The sequence below is a fragment of the Belliella kenyensis genome (assembly GCF_022549675.1).
GTDB lineage: Bacteria > Bacteroidota > Bacteroidia > Cytophagales > Cyclobacteriaceae > Belliella > Belliella kenyensis.
Genome location: NZ_JAKZGR010000006.1, coordinates 58837 through 81970, shown reverse-complemented (window position 1 = coordinate 81970; position 23134 = coordinate 58837). Strand labels below are relative to the sequence as shown.

13 protein-coding genes are annotated in these 23134 nt (G+C 37.5%); 6 read left to right on the top strand and 7 right to left on the bottom strand.

All coding sequences use genetic code 11. The features are described from left to right. Positions 1–122: 122 nt before the first annotated feature. Both MM214_RS07830 and MM214_RS07825 read left to right on the top strand, forming a co-directional pair. The gene (locus tag MM214_RS07830) at positions 123–4859 is read left to right on the top strand and encodes a chitobiase/beta-hexosaminidase C-terminal domain-containing protein (protein WP_241294104.1); all 4737 of its coding nucleotides are present in this window, start codon (positions 123–125) and stop codon (positions 4857–4859) included. A gap of 128 nt (positions 4860–4987) precedes the next feature. After that, positions 4988–6115: a 1-acyl-sn-glycerol-3-phosphate acyltransferase gene (locus MM214_RS07825; RefSeq protein WP_241294102.1), complete on the top strand. Its 1128-nt coding sequence runs from the start codon at positions 4988–4990 to the stop codon at positions 6113–6115. 263 nt (positions 6116–6378) lie between these two features. Here MM214_RS07825 and MM214_RS07820 read toward each other — a convergent pair whose 3' ends face one another. The 5 genes from MM214_RS07820 to uxuA all read right to left on the bottom strand — a co-directional run bounded on the left by MM214_RS07820 (position 6379) and on the right by uxuA (position 15839). Next, entirely contained in the window at positions 6379–7599 is a 1221-nt protein-coding gene (locus MM214_RS07820; protein ID WP_241294100.1) for a GAF domain-containing sensor histidine kinase, read from the bottom strand. 727 nt (positions 7600–8326) lie between these two features. Continuing rightward, a complete protein-coding gene (locus MM214_RS07815) occupies positions 8327–9466 on the bottom strand; it encodes a geranylgeranyl reductase family protein (RefSeq protein ID WP_241294098.1) in 1140 nt (379 codons plus the stop codon). A 165-nt stretch (positions 9467–9631) separates the two neighbouring features. Then, a complete protein-coding gene (locus MM214_RS07810) occupies positions 9632–11050 on the bottom strand; it encodes a SusD/RagB family nutrient-binding outer membrane lipoprotein (RefSeq protein ID WP_241294096.1) in 1419 nt (472 codons plus the stop codon). Positions 11051–11052: 2 nt separating this feature from the next. Beyond that, the gene (locus MM214_RS07805; RefSeq protein ID WP_241294094.1) at positions 11053–14199 is read right to left on the bottom strand and encodes a SusC/RagA family TonB-linked outer membrane protein; all 3147 of its coding nucleotides are present in this window, start codon (positions 14197–14199) and stop codon (positions 11053–11055) included. Positions 14200–14654: 455 nt separating this feature from the next. Beyond that, positions 14655–15839 carry a mannonate dehydratase gene (gene uxuA, locus MM214_RS07800; protein WP_241294092.1) on the bottom strand — a complete coding sequence of 395 codons (1185 nt, stop codon included), beginning with the start codon at positions 15837–15839 and terminating at the stop codon, positions 14655–14657. Positions 15840–15980: 141 nt separating this feature from the next. Between uxuA and MM214_RS07795 the strand changes: the two genes are divergently transcribed. Both MM214_RS07795 and MM214_RS07790 read left to right on the top strand, forming a co-directional pair. Continuing rightward, on the top strand, positions 15981–16994 hold the full coding sequence (locus MM214_RS07795; protein WP_241294090.1) for a LacI family DNA-binding transcriptional regulator: 1014 nt from the start codon (positions 15981–15983) through the stop codon (positions 16992–16994). A gap of 243 nt (positions 16995–17237) precedes the next feature. Continuing rightward, positions 17238–18071 carry an SDR family oxidoreductase gene (locus MM214_RS07790; RefSeq protein WP_241294088.1) on the top strand — a complete coding sequence of 278 codons (834 nt, stop codon included), beginning with the start codon at positions 17238–17240 and terminating at the stop codon, positions 18069–18071. Between the two features lie 84 nt (positions 18072–18155). On the opposite strand, the gene MM214_RS07785 is transcribed toward MM214_RS07790, so the two are convergent. Beyond that, positions 18156–18656 (bottom strand): hypothetical protein, encoded by a 501-nt coding sequence (locus MM214_RS07785; RefSeq protein WP_241294086.1) that lies wholly within the window; start codon positions 18654–18656, stop codon positions 18156–18158. Between the two features lie 487 nt (positions 18657–19143). On the opposite strand from MM214_RS07785, the gene MM214_RS07780 reads away from it, so the two are divergent. Beyond that, positions 19144–20538, top strand: coding sequence for a 3-keto-disaccharide hydrolase (locus tag MM214_RS07780; protein ID WP_241294084.1), 1395 nt, complete (start codon positions 19144–19146; stop codon positions 20536–20538). Positions 20539–20925: 387 nt separating this feature from the next. Continuing rightward, the gene (locus tag MM214_RS07775) at positions 20926–22110 is read left to right on the top strand and encodes a Gfo/Idh/MocA family protein (protein WP_241294082.1); all 1185 of its coding nucleotides are present in this window, start codon (positions 20926–20928) and stop codon (positions 22108–22110) included. Positions 22111–22524: 414 nt separating this feature from the next. Here MM214_RS07775 and MM214_RS07770 read toward each other — a convergent pair whose 3' ends face one another. Then, positions 22525–23133 carry an acetyltransferase gene (locus MM214_RS07770; RefSeq protein WP_241294080.1) on the bottom strand — a complete coding sequence of 203 codons (609 nt, stop codon included), beginning with the start codon at positions 23131–23133 and terminating at the stop codon, positions 22525–22527. Position 23134: the final 1 nt, after the last annotated feature.

Below are 23134 nucleotides of genomic sequence, written 5' to 3'. Positions count from 1 at the left end.
AAACTCAATTAAATAACTTTTTGATAACAATATTATTTGGCAGTTTATCACATTTAAGACTACTTTTAACAACATTTATCGGAATGTAAACCGAAAAAAATTTCTTACCAAAACCAATTTTAATGAAAAAACATTTACTAATTACAGTAATCCTCCTACTGACCTTCATCTCAAGTATGAGTCAAATCATGGCTCAGACGACAGTAGTTGCAGGTTGGACCTTTGGAACTATTACGGGGAGTGAGTCCCCACTTGCAGATCAAGGAACATCCAGTAATGTGGGTGTAAGCGAAATTTCGCTTATCAATGCCAACTCTACAGGCTACGTGGCAGGTTCGCCAGGAAGAGCCATCACCTCAAACGGATGGAACAATTTTGCTTTAGAAAGATATTGGCAGGTAACCGTAAATACTTCAGGATACGAAAACCTGACACTTTCCTCAAAGCAACAATCCTCTAACACAGGACCCAAAGAATTCAAGGCTCAATTTAGCTTGGATGGTAGCTCATGGCAAGATATCCCTAATGCTGCCATTAATGTAGCCAATAACCTGACTACGGGTGTCTTGAACAAAGTCCCCTTACCGCAGGATCTGAGCAACCAAAGCTTAATCTATATCAGATGGCTCAATACCTCTGATGTTTCAGTTAATGATGGAATCACAGCTTCCACTGGAACCAATAGAATAGATGAGATTTTTATAGAAGGTGAATCCTTAGGTATCATCCTTCCAAATGCAGCAGCACCAGCCTTCAACCCTAATGGTGGTTTTTTTGATACCATTCAAGAAGTCTCTTTGAGTTCAAGTACAGTCAATGCTTCCATCTACTATACTTTGGATGGTAGTATACCTACTCTGGGAAGCACGCTCTATGTATCTCCAATTCAAATAGCTTCAACTACAACTATTGCTGCTATAGCAATTGCGGAGGGGTTTGCTGTCAGTGAGGTGACATCTGCTGAGTTTACCATTGAATTACCCTCTACCCCGACAGCTGGGATACCATATATACAAGACTTTACTCAGTTTGTAAATTTGACTAGTCCAGTGAATTCTTTTGGAGTAAATGGAGAATGGAGCTTTACTGGTGGAGTTTTAAACTATGCGGGCCTATTTGGAGCAGGTACAGCTGGTGGATTTAGAGGAGGCGACGTCATGGGATATCAGCATACTGGTACTACAGGAACATTTACAGCTTCTTTGACTCTTGAAAATACAACTGGTCAAGTTATCAATGATCTGGAAGTTTCATATTTAGGTAAATCCGCTAGGCTAGATCAGACGAGATTTCCTGAATGGACTGTAGCTATCAATGGGGAAGTCTATTCTGACTTGAGCTATAGCTCAGGTGCAGGTGAAGATATTACTGTTTCCGCAACTATTTCAGATCTCAATATTGTACCAGGCGAGCAAATCATAATCACATGGACTTCTGATAGAGGATTTAATACATCAGGAGGAAGTAGGCAGATTGGTTTGGCGCAAGTAAATGTGAGTATTCCAGTGGTGCTAGAACCTATCACTCTGATCAACTGGGACTTTACCAATCAGCCAGGAAACCAAGTTTCTACTGCTGGTACATCGCTAGCTCAAGGCGTAATTGCTCGTGATTTTGCTAGAGGGAGTGGAATCAACCCAGCAGCTGCGGGTAATTCTATCAGCTCAAATGGCTGGAATGCAGGTGACAACAGGTATTTTACTTTTGGGTTCGATATTGCTCCAGATAAATTAATCGATCTGACCTCATTACAAATCGGATCCACTTCTTCCAATACTGGCCCTAGAGATATGGCCCTAACCTACAGTGGAGATGGTTTCAATGCCCGATTGGCAGAATGGACACATACAGGAGCATTCGTAAACCAAGAGATTGACCTTACTGGCTTGCAAAACTTAAGTGGTGATGTCGAATTCCGAATCATTAGTACGAGCGATGTTTCTGCAAATGGAGGAACTGTAACCTCTGGCGGTACATCTAGGGTGACCAATTTCTTCCCTGGAGCTTTGCCAGTTTCATTTACAGGAATCATCAAAGATGCAGCTGGAGTGATCGTACCTAAGATCAATTTGACTCCTACAGAACTTAATTTTGGTGCTGTAAGTATTGCTAGTAGTGCCCCAGTCTTGACTTATGAACTGTCCGCAGAAAATCTAGAAAATGGCATTAATATAACTTCAAGTAATCCATACTTGGTTTCTAAAGATGGTATTACTTTTACATCTACTTTAACATTTAGTGTAGAAGAAATGAACAATGTACAAACCGTTTTTGTACAGTTTAGCAATGAAAATATTGGGAATTTCAATACTACTATTAGTCATCAAACCACGGGTACTCTTCCAGTTTCATTGAGCGTGAATGCCTCTGCTTTTGATCCATTCAATATTTTTGAAAATTTCAACAGTACTTGTCCTAACCTTCCAGCAGGATGGGAAGCGGTGAGTGTATTGGGAAATCAAGTTTGGGAATGTACTACTTTTGGAAGAGCTGGCACTACCCCTACTGCCTCAGCACCCTTTGGCTTGCAAATCAATGGGTTTTCAGGTGGGGCTGTATTGAATGAGGACTGGTTGATTTCTGCACCATATGATCTGACAGGCTTTGATATCCCCTTGATGTCATTCTGGAGCAGAGTAGCATTCCAAGGACCTAGACTTAAGTTATTGATATCAACAGATTATAATGGAGGAAATCCAAATAATTCAACTTGGATAGAACTAAGTGATAGATTTGCTTCTGCGGATCAGTGGACTTTCTCTGGTCAAGTAGACTTGAGTGCCTACTTGAATCAGACAATCAGAATTGCATTCCTTTACGAATCTTCTCCAGAAGCTGGAGCAGCAAGATGGACTTTGGACGATTTTGAACTTACGAGCTCAGACATTCCAGCAGAGCCATTCTTCTCCAATAACATTGGTAATGTAGATTACTGGCATTTTGGAGTAGTACCTGTAGGCAGTGTTTCTAGTAATGTGAGGAACTTCAATTTTGGACTTTCAAACCCTGTGGCAGATTTGTCAATTACCGCTGGAGAGGGATTTGAATTTTCAAAGGATGGAGTGAGTTTTGAATCTAACTTGATTTATACACTTGCAGAGCTGGGAAGTCAGCAGACAGTTCGAGTGAGATTTGCTCCACAAACAGAAGGTGCATTTGCATCCCCTATCAAATTCCTAAGTGGAAATTTAGAGCTTTCGCAAGGCTACCTGACTGGATCGACAATCAATAAAGACAAAACTTTTGATGTAGTGAATTGGAACATAGAGTGGTTTGGATCGACCAATTCTGGTCAAGGACCGACAAATGTTGATCTACAACTTCAAAATGTGAAGACTATCATTGAAGATTTGGATGCAGATGTATATGCGTTCCAAGAAATAACATCCTTGAGTAAATTTACAGAATTGGCAAATGCACTACCTGCTTATGGTATGGCTGTATCACCAGCTGCATCCGCGGGAGGTGAATATGCAGAGGAAGCACAAAAGCTTACTTATTTATTCAAACTTGCCACTGTAGATACCATTCAAACTAGGGTGCTTCTGAAAGACGTACCAGCGAGTCTATTGGTAGATTATCCATCTACTCCTGATAGATTCTGGGCTTCTGGTAGACTTCCATATTTGATGGATATCAGAGCTAATATAGATGGAAGCACTCAGAATTTCACCTTGATAAATCTTCACACAAGATCAAATGGTGGAGGAGAGAGTACAGGCAATCCACGATATGCAATGAGAAGATATGATGTGAATGTCCTAAAAGATTCCTTAGACACTTATTATGCAGATGTTCCTCTTATCATCTTAGGTGATTTTAATGATGACTTAGATGAAACAGTAGCTGATCAAACAGCCCCAACAGTAAATACCTCAGAGACATCATTCATCAATTATATAAATGATTCAATCAATTACACTCCTATTACGATTAGTTTGAGCAATGCTGGGTTACGAACTTTCCCTAGCTTTGAAAATGTGATTGATCATCAGATCATTTCCAATGAACTAGATGAATTATGGATAGTAAATTCAGAAAGAATAGTTGCACCGTATGATTTGATACCAAATTATAATTCGACTACCTCTGATCACTTACCTGTCAAAACTAGATTTATTTTCAAGTGTAATTTAGAAGCACCAGTAGTAATTCCTTCTTCTACTGATATTTGTGCAGGAAATAGTGTTACATTCGAATTGTCAGGTGGTTCATTTGCAAGTATAGCTGGATGGGAGATATCGACAGATGATGGATCATCTTGGTCCTTGATAGAAGGCTCTACTGAGCTGTATAGCATTACACTATCTGATATCACTGAAACTTCCTTGGTAAGAGCTATAGTAGATGCAGATCTTTGCGAGCCAACAGTAACGTCTGCCGCAGAGGTTCAAGTAAGCACCTTACCTCAACCATTCGTTTACTTTGAAAGCAGTAAACTCTACACTTTGGAAGGCCCATATACTTACAAATGGTATAAAAATGGTCAGTTGATTGCAACTACAAGCATTAATGAAACAAGAATCCAAGGTGCTGGTAATTACACTGTTCAAATCTCAGACGCAGGCGGATGCACTGTGACTTCAGATATATTCTCATTCCCTGTAAAAGGAAACTCAAATCAGATAAGAGTATTCCCTAACCCTGCAAGGCAAATTGTAAACGTAGAACTTCGAAAAGTAGAAGGATTACAGTTGATTGAACTTCGATCTGCTTCGGGTATTTTGATTGAGTCTCAAATCACTCAAGGAAATGGACTGGTGCAATTCAACACATCAAACTTAGCCGCAGGTATATATCTTATTTATGTGAGAGAGCAAAATGGTGCTACTTCTGTACAAAGGTTAGTCATCAGGTAAAACGCTAAAACCAAATGAGTTAAAAGGTCAGTCTTCATAAGGCTGACCTTTTTTATATTTAGACTTGTAAGCAGTTGAATGTGTTTCAGCATTTTTTCGTTTATTTGTGATGCACAAAAACTAAAAGCATGTCCCCTTTTGAAGAAATCAGGCCTTTTTACGATACAGAGGTAGATCAAGCAATAAAAGAAATCTTAATGCACCCTATGCTTAAGGAGATGATGAATTTCACTTTTCCAAATGTGAGTGATGAATATTGGAGAGATCTAATGACTCATTGTCATTCAATCAGAGATTTTCAAATCAATTTTATATATCCAGGAGTACAAAAAGTTCTGGAAAAAAGTTCTGAAGGACTTACTACAAGTGGATTTGAAAACCTTGAAAAAAATGTCTCTTATTTGTTCATTTCAAATCATAGAGATATCATTCTTGATACTTCTTTGCTGAACGCAAGTCTCTATGAACATGGATTGGCCATGACTACCTCAGCTATTGGAGACAATTTGGTTAAAAAACCATTTCTCAATTCTCTATCTAGGCTCACAAGAAATTTCAAAATAAAAAGAGGTCTTCCTGCGAGAGAACTTTTGGAAAGCTCTAAATTGACTTCTGCCTACATCAAAAACTCACTATTGAGGGAAAATAGGTCTGTATGGATTGCTCAAAGGGAAGGAAGGACCAAAGATGGTAACGATCAGACTCACAAAGGTGTATTGAAGATGATTTCTATGGCATCTGATGAAGACAATACCATTGATTATTTCAAAAAATTAAACATTGTCCCTGTATCTATTTCTTACGAATATGATCCTACTGATATGCTAAAAATGCCGGAGTTATTAGCCAAAGCAAGGTCAGAAAGCTATATAAAAGGTGAAAATGAAGATTTTATCACCTTACTTAGTGGTATCATGGGGCAAAAAAAGCGGATTCATATTCATATTGGTGAAGTGCTGAATGATAAGATTTCTGAAATTGGAAGTATGGAAAGTAATGGGAACAAGCAATTTCAGTTGATTGCAGATTTGCTTGATGAGCATATTTTAAAAGGATTCAAATTATGGCCAAGCAACTTCATAGCTCACGATTTGCTTACAAATACTTCAACTTATCAAGATAAGTATACGCATGAAGAAAAAGCACTCTTTGAAAGGAGATTTCAAAAGGGCGTCGATACTAGCAACCCAATTGCTTTCAAAAGCTACTTAGACATGTATGCTAACCCTGTCTTGAATAAAGCCAAAAGAAATTAATTTAACACCTTTATCTAACCCTCGTGTCATTTTTAAATTATATTGAATACCTCAAGTTTGAATAAAGCATTTCTAGGATTTACCTGAGAAAAGATAAAAGACCTCTTCTATAGTGGTCTTTTACTTTTTAGGTCAAATCTGATTTCATTTTCATTGATAAATAATCGGCTAGTTGATAATCCCTCTATAATTTTTTTAGCCATAGAAATCCTTTCCTTTCAAAGCTTTCCAATTGCTGATTCAATGATAAACAAATGGGAGTTTTAGACCGGTAAATGAATCGTGAAAAATGTACCCCCACTATCAGATGATTCTATTTTCATTTCTCCAGAAGCTTTGTCTACTAAGTGCTTTACCAAGGTAAGACCGAATCCAAAACCATGCTCTCCTCCTGTACCATCCGTGGATTTTGCGTTTCCATTTAAAATTTCTTCTATCCGCTTTTGGCTTATTCCAATTCCAGAATCATTCACCACAACTACAAGGTAGTTTTTCCCCTCATTTTTTTCTAAAATATCTAAATTCACAAAAACTTCACCTTTTTCCTGCGTGAACTTTATGGCATTAGATATCAAGTTACCTATGATTTGTAGAAGCTTATTTTTTGGAAAAGGTACATCTTCGACACCCTTGGTGGTAGTAACCTTAAAGAGAATCTGCTTATGCTTGGCTTGAGCACCAAACATATCCAAAAGCTTATCTTTCAAAGTTTCTAAATTATAAGAAATGCCATGATTAATCACTGGAGCATGAGCTTGCTGTTTGGGATAGTCTTGAGAAAGAATTTCATCGGCTAGCTCTAATACCGTACTTCCACTTTTTTGAATTAAATTGATAAAATCAAGTACTTCATCCAATTGATTGTCTTTGCCTTGATCTTGAATAATCTTTGCCAAGCCTATGATTCCTCCTATAGGCCCTCTGATATCATGAGCTACCTTTTTTTGATTCTGCTTGATTTCAAGCATCTTCCCTTTCAAGTCGTTTACAGCCTTGATAATTTTCAGCCTATTAACTATTTCATCAGCTATAATTTTGAGCAATTCTATTTTCTCCTGAGATAGCTCTCTTACATCATTATCCAAAACGCATAAAGCACCTAAATTAAAACCATCAACAGTGGTAAGTGGCACTCCAAAATAATAAACAAGACGCTTTTCATGAACCATATATTCTCGGTTTTCAAACCGTTGGTCTACACGTAAATCCTTGATCTCTAAAAATTCACTCTCCATCAAAGTATATTGACATACTGTATCTTCGCGAGGAGTTTGTCCTGTCCCCATTCCATATCCAGAGACAGACCATTGAGTAAATGAGTCTATGAGGTTTATCAGGGATAACTCCGTGCCTGCTACCTTAGCAGCTAGTTTCGTTAGGTCTTTGAATTGTTTCTCTAGATCAGTATAATCAAGATCAAACTCAGATAGCGATAGAATTCTATCAAACTCATTTTTAGGAATTGGGGGTTGATTAAATGACATTCTATTTGGGCGATTTTTTATGTATAAGCAACTATTTTTCAAGCACGATTAGTAAATATATAAGCAAACTTACCAGTAACTATGGGAAATGTAGATTTATAGTGACATTGATATCAGCTGCTATAGAATAGTGGTTCATAAATACCAATTGCAAACTAATTTGCTAATGAATTGATATCATTGGCAACGATACGTATAATCAATTTTTTAAATCTTAAATTAACAAATACCTGGAAACAAACGAAAAAATTCTTATAATTTAAAAAAAAATTATAAAATCATGCATCTTAGAATTCAAATCTTAGACATACAGAACTTTGTCAATGAACTATTTAAACGGCCATTTAGCTGGGTTTAAAAACTGATTAAAATAGTTCTTTTCTCATGATTGATTGGTGAATAGCATTCGAAATTATCCTCGATAGCATGGTACACTGAATGTGACCTTTCCTCTTTAATAGATCATGAATATACATAAAGATCCCCTACTACAGATTTCAAAATGTATCGAAAAGACTTTGGTAACAATGAACCTATTGAGATTAAGAAAACTTAAACTCTGCACTTTTAAGCTATTTGATAATGTATAATGATATGAAAATGAATTTGCATAGGTATGTATTTCTGCTCAAAAAAGAAAGTTGTATACTTCTAAGTGATTTGAAACATTGCTCGGTATGAAAGGAATAAGTCTATTCACCAAGAAAGAGTATACTTTTCTTTCTTTCTAAGCAAAAACTCCTAATCCCAGATTCTTTAAAATTCTTGATTTCACATCTTTGCTCAGTTCAAGGTGACCAGTATAGACATCAGTGATTTTTTCGCAATACCTTTGTCCATTTTGCCTCATTAGCAGGTTTCTCAGAGTCTTTTGGTGATAAAAAAGCTGTGCCAAATAACCTGTAAACTTCAATTCAGGCAACAATCTAACGCTGAGTGCATCGAGATAAGATTGCTCTGCTAAAGTTGGTGAATCAAAATGTTGTGCAATTGCTTTACCTGCCAAGCTACCTGAGTATAAGGCATTTGTGATACCTTCTGCTGTCAAAGGATCTGCAAAACCTGCAGCATCACCAGTAAGAAAAACATTTTGACGTACAAAGCCATCTGTCCTCGGAGATACTGGTACTTGGAAGCCATGTGCCTGTTCGGAGATAACATGCTTTATTCCTAACTTCTTTACATATTGCTGATAATGATCTCGCAAATTCACCTTGCGCTTTTCAAAAGTACCAACTCCCACAGATAAATGGTTTTTCTTAGGAAAACACCATCCATAACCTTTTGGAATGGCGTCTATATCAAACCTTGCCTCTTTTGATAGTGATTCGAAAGACTCAGTATCTACCTCAATTTCATATTCCAGAGCTGGGATTGTCTTTCTAGTCTCTTTCCATCCAGCTAGCTTCGCAGTCGGCCCCATCACTCCGTCAGCCGCTATGAGGTATTTACATGAAATAGATCCTTGAGAAGTTATCAGCTGAATATTTTCTTGAAAATCTATGCTCTTGAGTTGGTGATTTTCTAAAAGGACTGCTCCACTTTTACTTGCTTCTTTGACAATCAACTCATCAAAACTATCACGCATCACCATTGTAACGATGGGATAGTCTCGCTTTGCAACAAGAGGGTTTTCCAAATGATCAAAATAAATATAAAGCTCATTGAAAGCACTCTCTACTACATGACCAATATCAAAAGGCAACATATCCTTGCCTCTAAAAACCAGTCCACCACCACATGTCTTATATCTTGGCAAAGTCTCCTTTTCTAATATAGCAACACTTAAACCTCCCTTAGCAGCTTCTAGTGCTGCCATACCACCAGCAGGTCCAGATCCTACGATGACTACATCAAAGTTTTTCATGCCGAAAGATAGGAAAGTATTGTATTTGGAAAAAGCTGAGTTTCTTAAAATCCAATTAAAAAAGGGGCCAACTTTATGTTGAACCCCTTATTCAATTTAAATCATTCGTCACTCAACAGTAATCATTTCCTCTAGGTAACTATACATATTGGAATCAATATAGAGTTAATTATCCCACCATAAGGGTGTAAATAATGGCACTTCCTCTGGAACATTTGAACCATTTTTAGAAAGCTCTCCTACCGGATATGCCACCCTTCTTATAAACTGATTAAATTCTGCATTCAAAGGCAACCTGAAATCTTTGTACTGATAATCATGTCGTCTTGCGTCATTCCAAGCTTCAGCATTCAAGTATGTAGTTACATACTTTTCTTTGAATATAAGATTAAGTGTCAAATTCGCTTCCCCTACACTTACGATAGGATCATCGATGTATTCTTGAGCCTTGGTAGGAGCTACAAGCAGCTTTTGCATGTTTGCATTTATACCTGCTAGATAAGCAGCATAGGCTCTAGGCCTGTTGTTTGCTCTAAGCGCCGCTTCTGCTTCAATAAATTTCAACTCAGCAAATGTTACAATCCATAGTTTGGAATCCCTACTCGTCCAAGGTGAATTCACACTGATGTAGCATTCATCTTTTATCGTATTTGCGCCAGGGCCTCTATTACCTTCACCATTCCTAGTACCTACATAGACTCCATTGACAGTCAAATCTGTTATTTGCTCAATTCTCGGATCAAAAAGGCCATAGGTAGTACCATTTAGATGGTTTATAAAATTCTCAGATAGCCAACCTCCCAACAATGCATTGGCGTTACTAATAGCTACTTGAGCCCAAGGGTTTACACCTACAAATGTACCCATGCCTGCATCGTCTGTATTTGATGTGTATGAATTATCCAATGCGGCTAGGACGGCTTGAGGATTATAAGTTGGCTTTTTGGAGATTTTATTTAGCAATCTTGCTTGAAAGGCATAAGCGGTTTTCAACCACGCTTGGCGATTACCTCCATGTATCAAATCTTCATTCGCACCAAGCCTCACAGCAGAGTCTGTTTTTCTCAATTCGACGATGGCCTCAGCAAGCAATGCTAATGCTTCATTATAAACTGACTCTTCTGAATCATATTTAGGATTCAAGACCATCCCAAAAGCTTCAGAATAAGGCACGCTTCCAAAAACATCTGCAACCAACCCTAGATTGTAAGCTAACAATACATTGGCCACTCCTAGGTGTTCGGAAGAATTGACTCTTCTAGCACTTTCTCTAAAATCATAAATATCGGCCATGGCCAGATAAACTTGATCCCAAACACTCGTCGCATCTGTAATTTGATAAGTATCAATAGGAGAACTAGCTACTGGACTTGCTAAATATTGGGTATAATTACTCACTATATTTGCTACATTTCTACTTGTCAATCCAGATTTATGAGTTGCTGTAGAAAGTAATGCATTGATTGTGGGAGACTGAACCAGATTAGGGTTGTCATTCAAGTCGAAATAATCATCACAGCTAGGTAAGACACCTATTGACACAATCAGTATGCAACTGAGAAATAGTTTATTGATTTTTTTCATAATTAGAATCCTAAATTAAGTGTGAACAAAAAGCTTCTTACACCTGGGTAAGTAAATCCTGCAAACCCATCTATGTTGGATCCAGATGCAAAAGAGGAGCTCTCAGGATCAAATCCCGAATATTTCGTTAATAGAATCAAGTTGTTTCCTGTAACGCTGATATTTGCATTCCGAACAAACTTTCCTCCAAAAATGGCAGCTGGCAAATTATAGCTTAGTGATAGAGATCTAAGTCTCACCCAAGAAGCATCTTCCACAAAGTTCTCAGACACACCTCTGTAATTCAGCCTATAAAACCCGTCGCCATAGTTTCTTCCAGAAATCGGATCTATACCTTGACCTAACCATACCTCTTGGGTGTTTGGCGTACCATCGGCTAATACCCCTTCAAAAACCATATAATCATTTCTATTTTCAGTAATTTTTGAAATACCAAAAGCAGAGTAGAAATTAGCCAATTGATTGTACCTGTACTGCCCTACTCTTGCATCTATTAAGGTTGTTAAGGAAAAATCCCCATAAGCAAAAGTATTTGACCAACCGCCAATCCATTTTGGCTGAGCATTTCCTAGAATCTTTTGTACAGACACAGGCTCTCTGACAGGGAATCCATCTGCACCTATTACAATAGGTTTCGATTTGTCTACTCTAATTGGATCAGGTGTATCATCTCCATAAAATCTCTCAAACACTGTCCCATAAAGAGCTCCAAATGGCTCTCCAGGTATCAACTTCATCGTAACAGTAGCACCGACATAGCCCGATTGAGAGGCAAGTACTATCTCATTCAGGTCGTCCCTGATATCAAGTACCATATTTCTATTTGCCGCATAATTTACTTGTGTAGACCAGCTAAATTTACCCTTTTGAATAGGTGTACCTGAGACAGTCACTTCAAACCCTCGATTTCGCATAGACCCAGCATTCACAGCTGCGTTGATATAGCCTGTGGCTGTTGATACAGGGACTCTTATGATTTGATCCCTACTTACTGCATTGTAATAAGTCACATCAACATTCAACTTGTTCTTAAAAAAGCCCAATTCAATCCCCGTTTCAAAAGTTTCCGTAAATTCTGGTCTCAATCCAGGATCACCTAACAATGCTGGCCTTGTGAAACCTATAATCCCCGTTGGTAATCCAGTGTAAGAAGCAAATCCTCCACTAGTAGAATATTCTCCAGCATCCTTTCCTATCTCGGCATAGGAAAATTTAAATCTACCCTTATCCATAAATGATGGTAATTCAAAGTTTTCGGAAAACACATAACTCATACTGGCAGAAGGGTAAAAGAATGAATTGTTTGGAGCCATCAAAGAAGATGTAACATCATTTCTTCCTGTAAAAGTCAAATAAATAATATCCTTATAATCTAGGGTCAACTCCGCAAATGTCCCCATTAGTCTATATTCACTCAAACTTTGCGTGGCTTGAAGAATATTAGCATTTCTTAAGTTGAACCAATCGGGGACTGTCAAATCAGCTCCTTCCACACCTACATTTGATATTTTCCTATCATATAGCTCTTGACCAATTCTGAAAGTTCCGCTGATTCCATTATCAAAAGAATGGTTGAAACTAGCTATAAAGGTTGAATTTATAGTTCGAAATCTAGTATTATAGTCAAAAACAAAACCCCTACCTACAGCTCCAAAAGCTCCATTTTCTGAAACTAATCTTTCCCCATCCAAACCTCTAAATCCTGGAGCGGTTCTGATTCTATTTTCAGCATATGTATCCACACCTGTCCTAAAACTCAAATCTACCCAATCAGCTGGCTTGTAATTCAAATTGAACGCCCCAATGAATCTATTGACATTATCATTCATTAGGTTCGTTTTGGCTACATAAATGGGGTTATTGGTTCCACCATATGACCTCATCGTTCCGTTCTCTTCGATATAATCACGGATATTATGACGTGGTGACCAGTAGGTAAGCTGCTCATTGTATCTGTTTGCATTATATCTTTGACCACCGGAATTGGTAAAGCTCATATTCAAACCTCCAGATAACTTATCGCTAAACTTCATGTTTGTATTGAGTCTCGCTGAATAGTTTTTGAAGTCCGTACCTGGCAACATACCTTGCTGATCTAATTGGGATAAGGACGCCATGAATGTGATACTTTCAGAACCTCCTGAAAAAGATACGTTATTACGGATTTGTGTTCCTGTTCCGAAAGCGTCCTCCACATGCCTGTACAATCTTTCTGGATGTGTAGGATCAATCTCCCTTGCCTCAGCTACAGTGGGACCCCATGAAGGCCAAAAACTTTCTGGGTCATATTCATTCCTCCAACCTTGGGTATATGTATCTTGAATTTCAGGAAACTTGTTGACATTCTCAAAACCGTATGTACTTGTGATATTAACTCTTATACCACCTGATTTCCCTCTTTTTGTTGTAATCACCACTACGCCATTGGCACCTCTAAGTCCATAAAGTGCTGTAGCTGCTCCACCTTTCAATACATTGATGGATTCTATATCATCTGGGTTGAGATCAGCAGCTCTATTACTCATACCTCTTAGTCCGGCACCAGAACCGAAATTTGAAGTACTATTATCCATTAAGACTCCATCAATCACAAACAATGGCTGATTGTCTCTTGATGGATCGATTGAATTAACACCTCTTATTTGTATGTTTGATCCTTGTCCTGGAGCCCCTCCTGTACTATTTATAGATACCCCTGCAATCTTTCCTTGAAGGGCATTTACGACATTTACCTCCCTATTGACATTCAATAGGGCATTATCGACCTTTTGTGTAGAGTAACCCAGCGATTGCTCACTTTTCTCTATCCCCATGGCAGTCACTACAACCTCCGAAAGCTGCGAGAGATCTGGGGCCATAGTGACATTTATCGTACTCCTACTTTGAATTTGAATGCTCTGCCTTTGGAATCCAATGTATGAAAACTCCAAAGTTTCATTTCCTGACTGTACTTGGATGGAAAAGTTTCCATCAAGATCTGTTACAGCTCCTGAGGTCGTACCTTTTATCAAAATACTCACTCCTGGCAAGGGTTCTCCATCTTCTTTGGATGTCACCACTCCTCTTACTGTCATTTGTTGTGCTTGCAAACTCTCGATGCACAGCATGAAAATCAGTAAGCATAAAATACTCGTAAATTTTCTGATCATGTAATCTCTTTTAAAGGGTTAATAAATAGAATTAGATTGTATCAAAAATTCCTATCTTTTTAAGGTTGGAAAAATCGGCAGCTGTAGCTATTGATAAAAACAAACCTCTCACAAGATTGGATGTATTTGATATTGTGATTAGATATTTTGGGGAATAATAAAATGAATTTAACCGAAATGTGAAATTTCAGACCAACTGACATTTATCGTAACTTTATAATTGAATAAAAAAGCTACTCTATGCCGTTCAACATAAAGCTTCTCAGTAGAAAAAAGAATTAACAAATCACTATGGCTCAATTTATAATCTTTCATTTAGCATCTGAAAAACCATCAATTATTGCCGATAAATTAACCCTTTTCGATTCTTTACCTTAGAAATATACCTAATAATATAAAAAAAACGAAATTTCACCAAAAAAGACAGTAATTAAAAAAAAATAACTGCTAATCTCTTAATTGTTGTGATCAGCCCAAACCAATCCTAACTCAAGTCCTCGCAATTCAGCCAAACCTTTAAGTCTACCTATTCCTGAATATCCTGGATTGGTCGACTTCAGAAGATCATCTAGCATCTGATGTCCATGGTCTGGTCTCATTGGAAGGGATACTTTTCTATTCCTTTGTAGTTTTGACAACTCGAAGACTACTTGTTCCATGGGAACATCTCCATCCAAATGGTCTGCTTCATAAAAATTCCCTAAAGCATCTCGTCTAGTACTTCGAAGATGTATAAAATGAATTCTCTCACCAAACTCTTTGATCATTGATGGAAGGTCATTGGACTTCAAAACCCCAAATGAACCGGTGCAAAATGTCAGACCATTGCTGACGTTGGTATTTCGATCAAAAATTCTCCTGATATCCGAAGCATTACTGACAACTCTAGGTAAGCCAAAAATATCAAATGGTGGATCATCTGGATGAATTGCCATCAAAACTCCATTACTGGATGCAGTAGGAATGACTTCATCCAAAAACATGGAAAGATTTGAAGACAACTGCTGATGATCAATCCCCTTATATGCATCCAATGCCAATTGAAATTGCTCCAGACTATACCCCTCCTCCGAGCCTGGAAGCCCTTTGATTACATTGCTAACTAGCTGCTCTATGTCTTCTTCACCTAGTTTTTCCAAATAGGCTGATGCACGATCAAGCTGATCTTTGGTATAGGACTTAGCACTTCCTGGTCTTTTCAAAATAAAATGATCAAAAGCTACTACTGCATCCATCTCGAACCTCAAAGCCTTTGCGCCATTTTCCAATGTGAAAGCCAAATCAGTTCTTGTCCAATCCAAAACTGGCATAAAATTATAACAAACTATCTTGATACCTTGTGAAGCTAAGTTGATGAGGCTTTGTCTATAGTTTTCTATATAAAGCTGAAAATCTCCTTGACGGGTCTTGATGTGCTCATGCACAGGTACAGACTCTACCACCTCCCACGTAAGACCCGCAGATGCTATGATTGCCTTGCGCTCTTGAATATCTTCGACAGGCCACACTTCCCCGTTGGGGATATGATGTAATGCTGTGACCACTCCTGAGGCACCTGCTTGTCGGATATCAGACAGGGAAACAGGATCTTGAGGACCGTACCATCGCATAGTTTGCTTCATCAAATATTGCTGACTCATCTTTCAATTCTTTTATTTCACAAATCGAAGGTAGAAATATTATCCTTTCAGCAGGATTCATTAAAACAATATTGTGCAATCGTTTCCGATTTTTTTATGCATATTTAGATCTCCAGGCTAGATAAACATTAATTAGCGAACATGTCAGAGATTACCATCAAATTCTTGGCGGAAAAATTGAACCTCGCCTCCTCTACTGTCTCAAGAGCTCTAAATGATAGTCACGAAATCAGTGACAAAACCAAAAAACGTGTGTTGGATTTAGCCAAATCTCTCAATTTCCAACCCAACGCCAATGCCAGAAGTTTACGCGAACAAAAAAGTAAAACCATCGGTGTGATAGTACCAGATCGTGTAAACAATTTTTTCAATCTTGTGATCGAAGGTTTAGAATCAGTGTGCAGGGAAGAAGGATATAGTCTAATAGTATATAATTCTTACGAAGATGTAGAGCAAGAGAAAAAAATCATCTACAGCCTTCTAGGTGGAAAAGTTGATGCAGTGGTCATTTCTCTAGCGGATGAGGAAAAGGAAGTGCAACACCTAGAATGGCTACGCGAAAAAAACATCCCCATACTATTTTTTGACAGAGTAGCTCGGCATGTATCAGGTCTCAAATACACAACAAACGATTTAGAATCAGCCTATTTGGCTACCAAACACTTGTTGGACAAAGGTTGTAAAAAGGTGGCATTTCTAGGTTTGTCAAATACAAGTAGTGTTGGAAAAGCTAGGCAAGATGGATTTATCAAGGCTCATATTGAACATGGATTAGTTTATGATAAAAATCTCTTGATTGGATTTGGGCATGATGATATAGAAAACCAAAAAGTTTTAGAAAAGCTATTTTACAAAATTAATCGTCCTGATGGTGTTTTGGCTGCCGCAGAAAAGCTTGGCATAGCGACCTTACGGGCATTGCACAATTTGAGAATTAAAATTCCTGAACAAGTCAGAATAGTAAGCTTCACCAATATGCAATTTGCTGATTTATTATCTCCAGCATTGAGTACCATTGCACAACCGGCATTTGAACTAGGTAGTACCTGTGCCAAAGAACTTATACGAGGACTTAAAAGTAAAAACATCAACTTATTTGAAGAAAAAAAGATAGAACTACCATCGAAATTCACCATTAGGGATAGTTCAAAATAGTTGGAAACGATTGCATAAAAAGGTATCACTAGCTGATTTCCATTTGTCAATTTTGTCGAAATTCAAAAAATAATCATTCTGGATAATGAGCTTTGTCAGTAAACTAAAACACCCACTGATTGTGTTTAGCATGGATATCAACTGATATTCGTCTATAACAATCGATGGAGTCTTCAAATTTATAATTCTGATAAAGAAACAATAATTCATAAAAACCATTAATAGAATTCTAAATTGCAACATATGAATAGAATAAAAGGTAAAGTAGCCATAGTAACAGGTGGGTATGGGATATTGTGTGGATCTATGGCCAAAACACTTGCAGCGGCTGGCGCAAAAGTTGTGGTCATGGGAAGAAGTAAGGAAAAAGCTGAGGCATTTGCAAATGAAATCAGACAAACTGGTGGCGAAGCCATGGGAGTGCCAGCTGATGTCTTAGACAAATCTTCATTGATAGAAGCTTATAAAATCATCACTTCATCCTGGGGTACTTGTGATATACTCATCAATGGTGCTGGAGGCAATCATCCTGAAGGTATCACAGACAAGCCTCACTTAATGGAAGAAGATTTAGAAAATGAATCAGTCAAAACTTTCTTTGATCTGGACACAGTTGGTTTCAAACACGTTTTTGACTTGAATTTACTTGGAACTTTATTGCCTACTCAAGTTTTTGCTAAGGACATGGTAGGTAAAAGTGAATGTTCCATTGTAAATATTTCTTCCTTATCTGCAATCAAACCATTAACCAAAGTATCTGCTTATAGTAGTGCAAAAGCCGCAATTTCTAACTTTACGCAGTGGTTAGCTATCCATTTTTCCAAAACAGGCATAAGGGTAAATGCGATAGCACCGGGATTTTTCTTAGCAGACCAAAACAGAGCCTTATTGACTAATGAAGATGGTAGCTTGACCCCGAGAGGTCAGCAAATCATTAATCAAACACCTCTAGAAAGGTTTGGCAACCCTGAGGACTTGTCTTCAACACTTTTATGGCTCATAGATCCAACATCTGCATTCGTTACTGGCGTAGTAGTTCCAGTAGATGGTGGCTTCTCAGCATATGCTGGTGTCTAGTACATAAAACAAAAAGTCAAAAAAAGGATGTCAAATTGATATGACATCCTTTTTTATAATTATGAGTTCTGTAAATTTTTCATTTTAGTCTTCTTCTCCCTCTCCAGGAGTCGGCAATACCAGCACATATGCCCCAGGATTCAATCCAGAAGTAATCCCTAAATTCTCTCCATCTTCATCTGTAGCTTCATAAGCATAGGAAATACAATCGCCATCAGTATTTCTTTCAACGACATAAGATACAACATAGGATAGCTCTTCATTGAAGCTTATCAAGTACTCAATAGTACCATCAAGGCTCAACTCTGACATTTTTTGTGACTCAAAATAGATATCTCCAGAAGTATATTCCTTCGCTTCGAAATCAACTGATACAACTTCTCCCTCTTCATCTATGTAGGTTATAGTCACCAAATCAGCATCCCATTCAGCATCCTCCGAATAAATATTCTCACCATCTTCATCTTGAGCTATAAGACGAAAAGCATTCAAAGTCTCATCTTGACAAGGATTCTCATCTTCATTACAACTGAACAAGGCAAATGTACATGCCAAAGCGATTAATAATAGATTGGTTTTTCTCATGATTAATTTTTCTTTTGATTAGTTTGAAATTCAATTTTGAGCGCTCACTTTTACCTAGACGCTATTAATCACAAAATCGCTACAAGAAAAATTAAAATAAATCAATATAAAAACATAAATAACCCAAAATCAGTATAATTACGACTTGATTTTTTGTTTATTTTTTCTAAAAAATAGCACATGATCTGTCAAATTCAGCGTAAAAAGGGTAATGCCATTACATTTCTCAATTACAGCTATACGTTAACCTGCACCAATTAAAAATATAAAGTTACATTTTAACTATTTTAAACAATATCTATACATTTTTTTTTCATACTTGCATAAATTGCATCGATGCTTAGATGGGTAAGTTTCTACATCAAGGGCAACCTAATTCTTTAGAGTCTAAGAAATCGCAATCGATTTCGTAATTGAATCCAAAAATCATGGCAAATTCACATATAATTTTCAACCTTGTACGAGAATTAACAAAACTCAAATCTATATGACCATAAAAAAACTATATCCTATATGCTTTATTTTACTTTTGAGTCTGACCTCTCAGACTTGTGGAAATGAATCGCCAACAGTAGAAGAAGATGCGTGGGTTTCACTCTTTGATGGTGAGAGTCTTGATGGATGGAAGACTGTCATGGGAAAAGCTAATTTTGAAATAATAGATGGAGAAATAGTAGGTACTGCCGTATATGGGACACCAAATACTTTTCTGATCACAGAGGAAAGTTATGAAGATTTTATTTTGGAATTTGAGCTTAAAATCAATCATATTTCTTCCAATTCTGGTGCAATGATAAGAGGTCAATATGACGAAGCTGCAAGAGATGGACAAGGTCTCGTATATGGATATCAAATCGAAGCAGACCCAACTGAAAGGGCCTGGTCTGGAGGACTATATGATGAGGCAAGAAGAGGATGGCTATACCCGCTAGACTTAAACCCACAAGCTAAAAGTGCTTTTAATATGGGTGAATGGAATACATATAGAATAGAGGCTATTGGTAACGAAATCAAATCTTGGATCAACGGTCAAGAAGTGGCCTACGTAGTAGATGACATGGATAGTAAGGGATATATTGGCCTTCAAGTTCATGCTATCTATGATGAAGCTCATGCTGGTGAAAAGACATACTTCAGGAATATTAGAATCCAGACTGAAAACTTAAAACCTAAAGCTTTTGAAGGTAATGTGTATGTGGTAAATACTGGTTACAACACACTTACTGATTATGAAAAAGAAAATGGATGGAAACTGCTATTTGATGGAGAATCTTCCGAAGGATGGAAAGGAGCTTACAGAGCTGATTTCCCTGACAAAGGATGGCATACCAAAGATGGAATATTGATGGTAGAGGCTTCCGACGGATCTGAATCTATGAGTTTCGGTGATATTGTGACCAAAGATAAGTTTAGTACTTTTGATCTTTCTTTTGATTTTAACTTTTCAGAAGGAGCTAATAGCGGAGTTAAGTATTTTGTAACCTTATCAGAAGGAAACAAAGGATCTGCCATAGGTCTAGAATATCAAATCTTGGATGACAAGAAGCATCCAGATGCAAAAAATGGACGAGACGGAAATAGAACTTTAGCATCATTGTATGATCTAAAGACAGCCGATAAGCAGGAGAGATTTGTCAAAAAGCCCGGAGAGTGGAATCAAGGAAGAATTGTAGTATATCCTGACAATACTGTTCAGCACTACCTCAATGGTGTGAAGGTTTTAGAGTACGTAAGAGGATCTGAAGATTATAGAAAATTAGTGAGCATGAGCAAATATAAAGTTTGGGAAAACTTTGGTGAGGCAGAAGAAGGACATATCCTGCTTCAGGATCATGGAGATGAAGTGAAGTTCAAGAATATCAAAATCAAAGAGTTGAAATAACCGAAATTTCTATTGCTTTAGCTTAAAAAAATTAACCAACCACTAACAATTAATAGTTTGAATTATGGCTCTATGGAAACGTAGGGCCGTAATTTTTAAAGGGGTTTCTATCAGAAATAAATTAATCATCAAAAACATCCATTTTTTACCAGATCAGAAAATAATTCTTTTTGACATGAACAAACTACACTATTGAGAATGGAATGAAAAAATCAACAAAATTTAACATACCTCTCTGAGGAGCTTGGCGTTTATGTTTGTGATGAATCCAGAAAATAATTGTCATTCGAATCCTTATACACTCACCGCTAGTCAAAAATTTCATTGTTGAAAAATATGAAATCTACTATATTTAAATCAAACTCGTAATAACCAACTAATAATCCATTGAAAAGAAGAGATTTTATAAAAAGTAGTGCCATTTTAGGATTGGCTTCAGCAGTACCTTCCTTTGCTTTACACCATGGAATAAAAAAGCAATACACAGTAGGGATTTTGGGCTACGGTGACAGAGGAAGTGGACTTCATTCCGTATTCAACGAAATCCCTGACATGTTTAAGGTGACTGCCGTGTGTGACACGTTGAGTTTTCGTACAGATCGAATAAAGCATGCTGGAAAGAGTGCAGGAATCAAAGTTTACACTGACCATAAACAGATGGCTGCGGACAAAGATATAGACATCATTCTTATTAGCACTCCCCTATCGTTTCACTTTGAACAAGCAAAAACAGCCTTGGAGGCTGGAAAGCATGTGTATCTAGAAAAGGCTATGACCCACACAGCTGCTGAGGCAATTACTTTACAAAATCTAGCTTCCAAATATCCTAAACAAGTGATACAAATAGGCCATCAATACAGGTATTCCCCATTGTATTTCAAAGTAAAAAATTACATCCAATCAGGATATTTGGGAAAGGTCACTCAAATAGAAGTGAGGTGGGACAGGAATCACAACTGGAGAAGACATGTGCCTAGTCCCGATCTTGAAAGACTCATCAATTGGAGAATGTATCATGAGTATTCCGGTGGCTTAGCAGCAGAATTGCTCTCTCATCAAATGGATTTTATCCATTGGGCCTTTGAAACTACACCTGACAGCATTTTTGCTTCTGGTGGCATTGATTTTTTCAAAGATGGAAGAGAAACTTTTGACAATGTACAGATCCTTGCTAGATACGATGAGGCAGGGATGATTGGGAATTTTGGGGCTACCTGCTCAAATGCTCATGAAGGATATGTTTTCAAAATAAGAGGAAATAAAGGTACAGTATCTCTTTTCTTTAATGATGGATATTTCTATGCAGAAGAAGATCATATCAGAGAGCTACAAGAGGTCGATGGTGTATCTGGTGCTACCAAACTCAACTGGACAGCTGATAGAAAAGGCATCAGACTTATCGATGAACCTTTGAAAGATGGTAGCTTCTATGCGCTCACCGACTTTTACAGGTGCTTAGAAGAAAATGCCACACCTCATGCCAATGTAATGAATGGGGGAACTACTGCAATAGCCGTGGCTATGGCCAATGAATCGCTCCTTGATGGAAAATTGAAAGTTTGGGGAAGTTAATCTACCCTCTGGCCGTAATTGATCGATAGATATTCTGAAAAATATATTTCACAGGAAAGATACCATTAGAATAAGCTGTTGCCTATTTTCAATTCATTTCGATAATAAATAAGATCAGTTATTAGGGTTAATGAACAAATGCAAACATTAATTTTATCAATTGATTTTACCAAGAGACTAGCATTAGTACTTTCTAAAAAATATTTATGGATATACGGAACTTTGCCAATAACATTACAAAATTCCGATTTATCTAACTTCCGATATAAATTGATATTGGATACTTATGGATATTGACCATTAACAACCTGATGAGCCAATGAATTGAAGTTGCTGGCAAAAAAGCGTATAATCAGAAAAAATATTGTAACTGTATCACCTTGATTTACATCAATTGAAAAAATAAAATGTAATTTATATCATCTTTTTCGAAATAGCCCTATTCCCTATCCACTTCCCTCCGTCTTCGAGGTCCTCTATAACCACACTTCCCGCTCCAATAGTGCACCATTTCCCTACTTTCACATTTGGTAATATGACAGACCCAGCACCTACCAGGGTACCTTCACCTATTTGAACATTCCCACATAAAGTACAACCTGGACCAATATGGACAAAATCACCAATATAGCAATCATGGTCTATGGTAGAAGCTGTATTTAGGATGACATGATCACCTACACAACTATCCACTTTGAGCACTACCCTTTCCATCACCACACTACCTGAGCCGATTTGCGCAGAAGTTGAGATAATAGCAGAGTCGTGAATTATAGTCACAAACTGATGATTTTCATGCATTTGCCTAGCAAAGTCACATCTTACACGATTGTCCCCAATGGCAATAACCAAAGGGCTTTTATTTGGGAAGATAGGAGGAATGGGTGTTGTAACGCTCAAGCCCATCAAGGTGGTCAATTCTAGATTGTCATCATAAACTCCAACTATAGCATTCTTATCAGGGATCAAATCTATAATTGACTTAGCATGCCCAGAAGCTCCGATTATGTTAATTAATTGCATA

Bases quoted from the DNA above. Each gene is read 5' to 3' on its own strand.
- MM214_RS07830 (WP_241294104.1), top strand. From the start codon at position 123: ATGAAAAAACATTTACTAATTACAGTAATCCTCCTACTGACCTTCATC.
- MM214_RS07825 (WP_241294102.1), top strand. From the start codon at position 4,988: ATGTCCCCTTTTGAAGAAATCAGGCCTTTTTACGATACAGAGGTAGAT.
- MM214_RS07820 (WP_241294100.1), bottom strand. From the start codon at position 7,599: ATGTCATTTAATCAACCCCCAATTCCTAAAAATGAGTTTGATAGAATT.
- MM214_RS07815 (WP_241294098.1), bottom strand. From the start codon at position 9,466: ATGAAAAACTTTGATGTAGTCATCGTAGGATCTGGACCTGCTGGTGGT.
- MM214_RS07810 (WP_241294096.1), bottom strand. From the start codon at position 11,050: ATGAAAAAAATCAATAAACTATTTCTCAGTTGCATACTGATTGTGTCA.
- MM214_RS07805 (WP_241294094.1), bottom strand. From the start codon at position 14,199: ATGATCAGAAAATTTACGAGTATTTTATGCTTACTGATTTTCATGCTG.
- uxuA (WP_241294092.1), bottom strand. From the start codon at position 15,839: ATGAGTCAGCAATATTTGATGAAGCAAACTATGCGATGGTACGGTCCT.
- MM214_RS07795 (WP_241294090.1), top strand. From the start codon at position 15,981: ATGTCAGAGATTACCATCAAATTCTTGGCGGAAAAATTGAACCTCGCC.
- MM214_RS07790 (WP_241294088.1), top strand. From the start codon at position 17,238: ATGAATAGAATAAAAGGTAAAGTAGCCATAGTAACAGGTGGGTATGGG.
- MM214_RS07785 (WP_241294086.1), bottom strand. From the start codon at position 18,656: ATGAGAAAAACCAATCTATTATTAATCGCTTTGGCATGTACATTTGCC.
- MM214_RS07780 (WP_241294084.1), top strand. From the start codon at position 19,144: ATGACCATAAAAAAACTATATCCTATATGCTTTATTTTACTTTTGAGT.
- MM214_RS07770 (WP_241294080.1), bottom strand. From the start codon at position 23,133: ATGCAATTAATTAACATAATCGGAGCTTCTGGGCATGCTAAGTCAATT.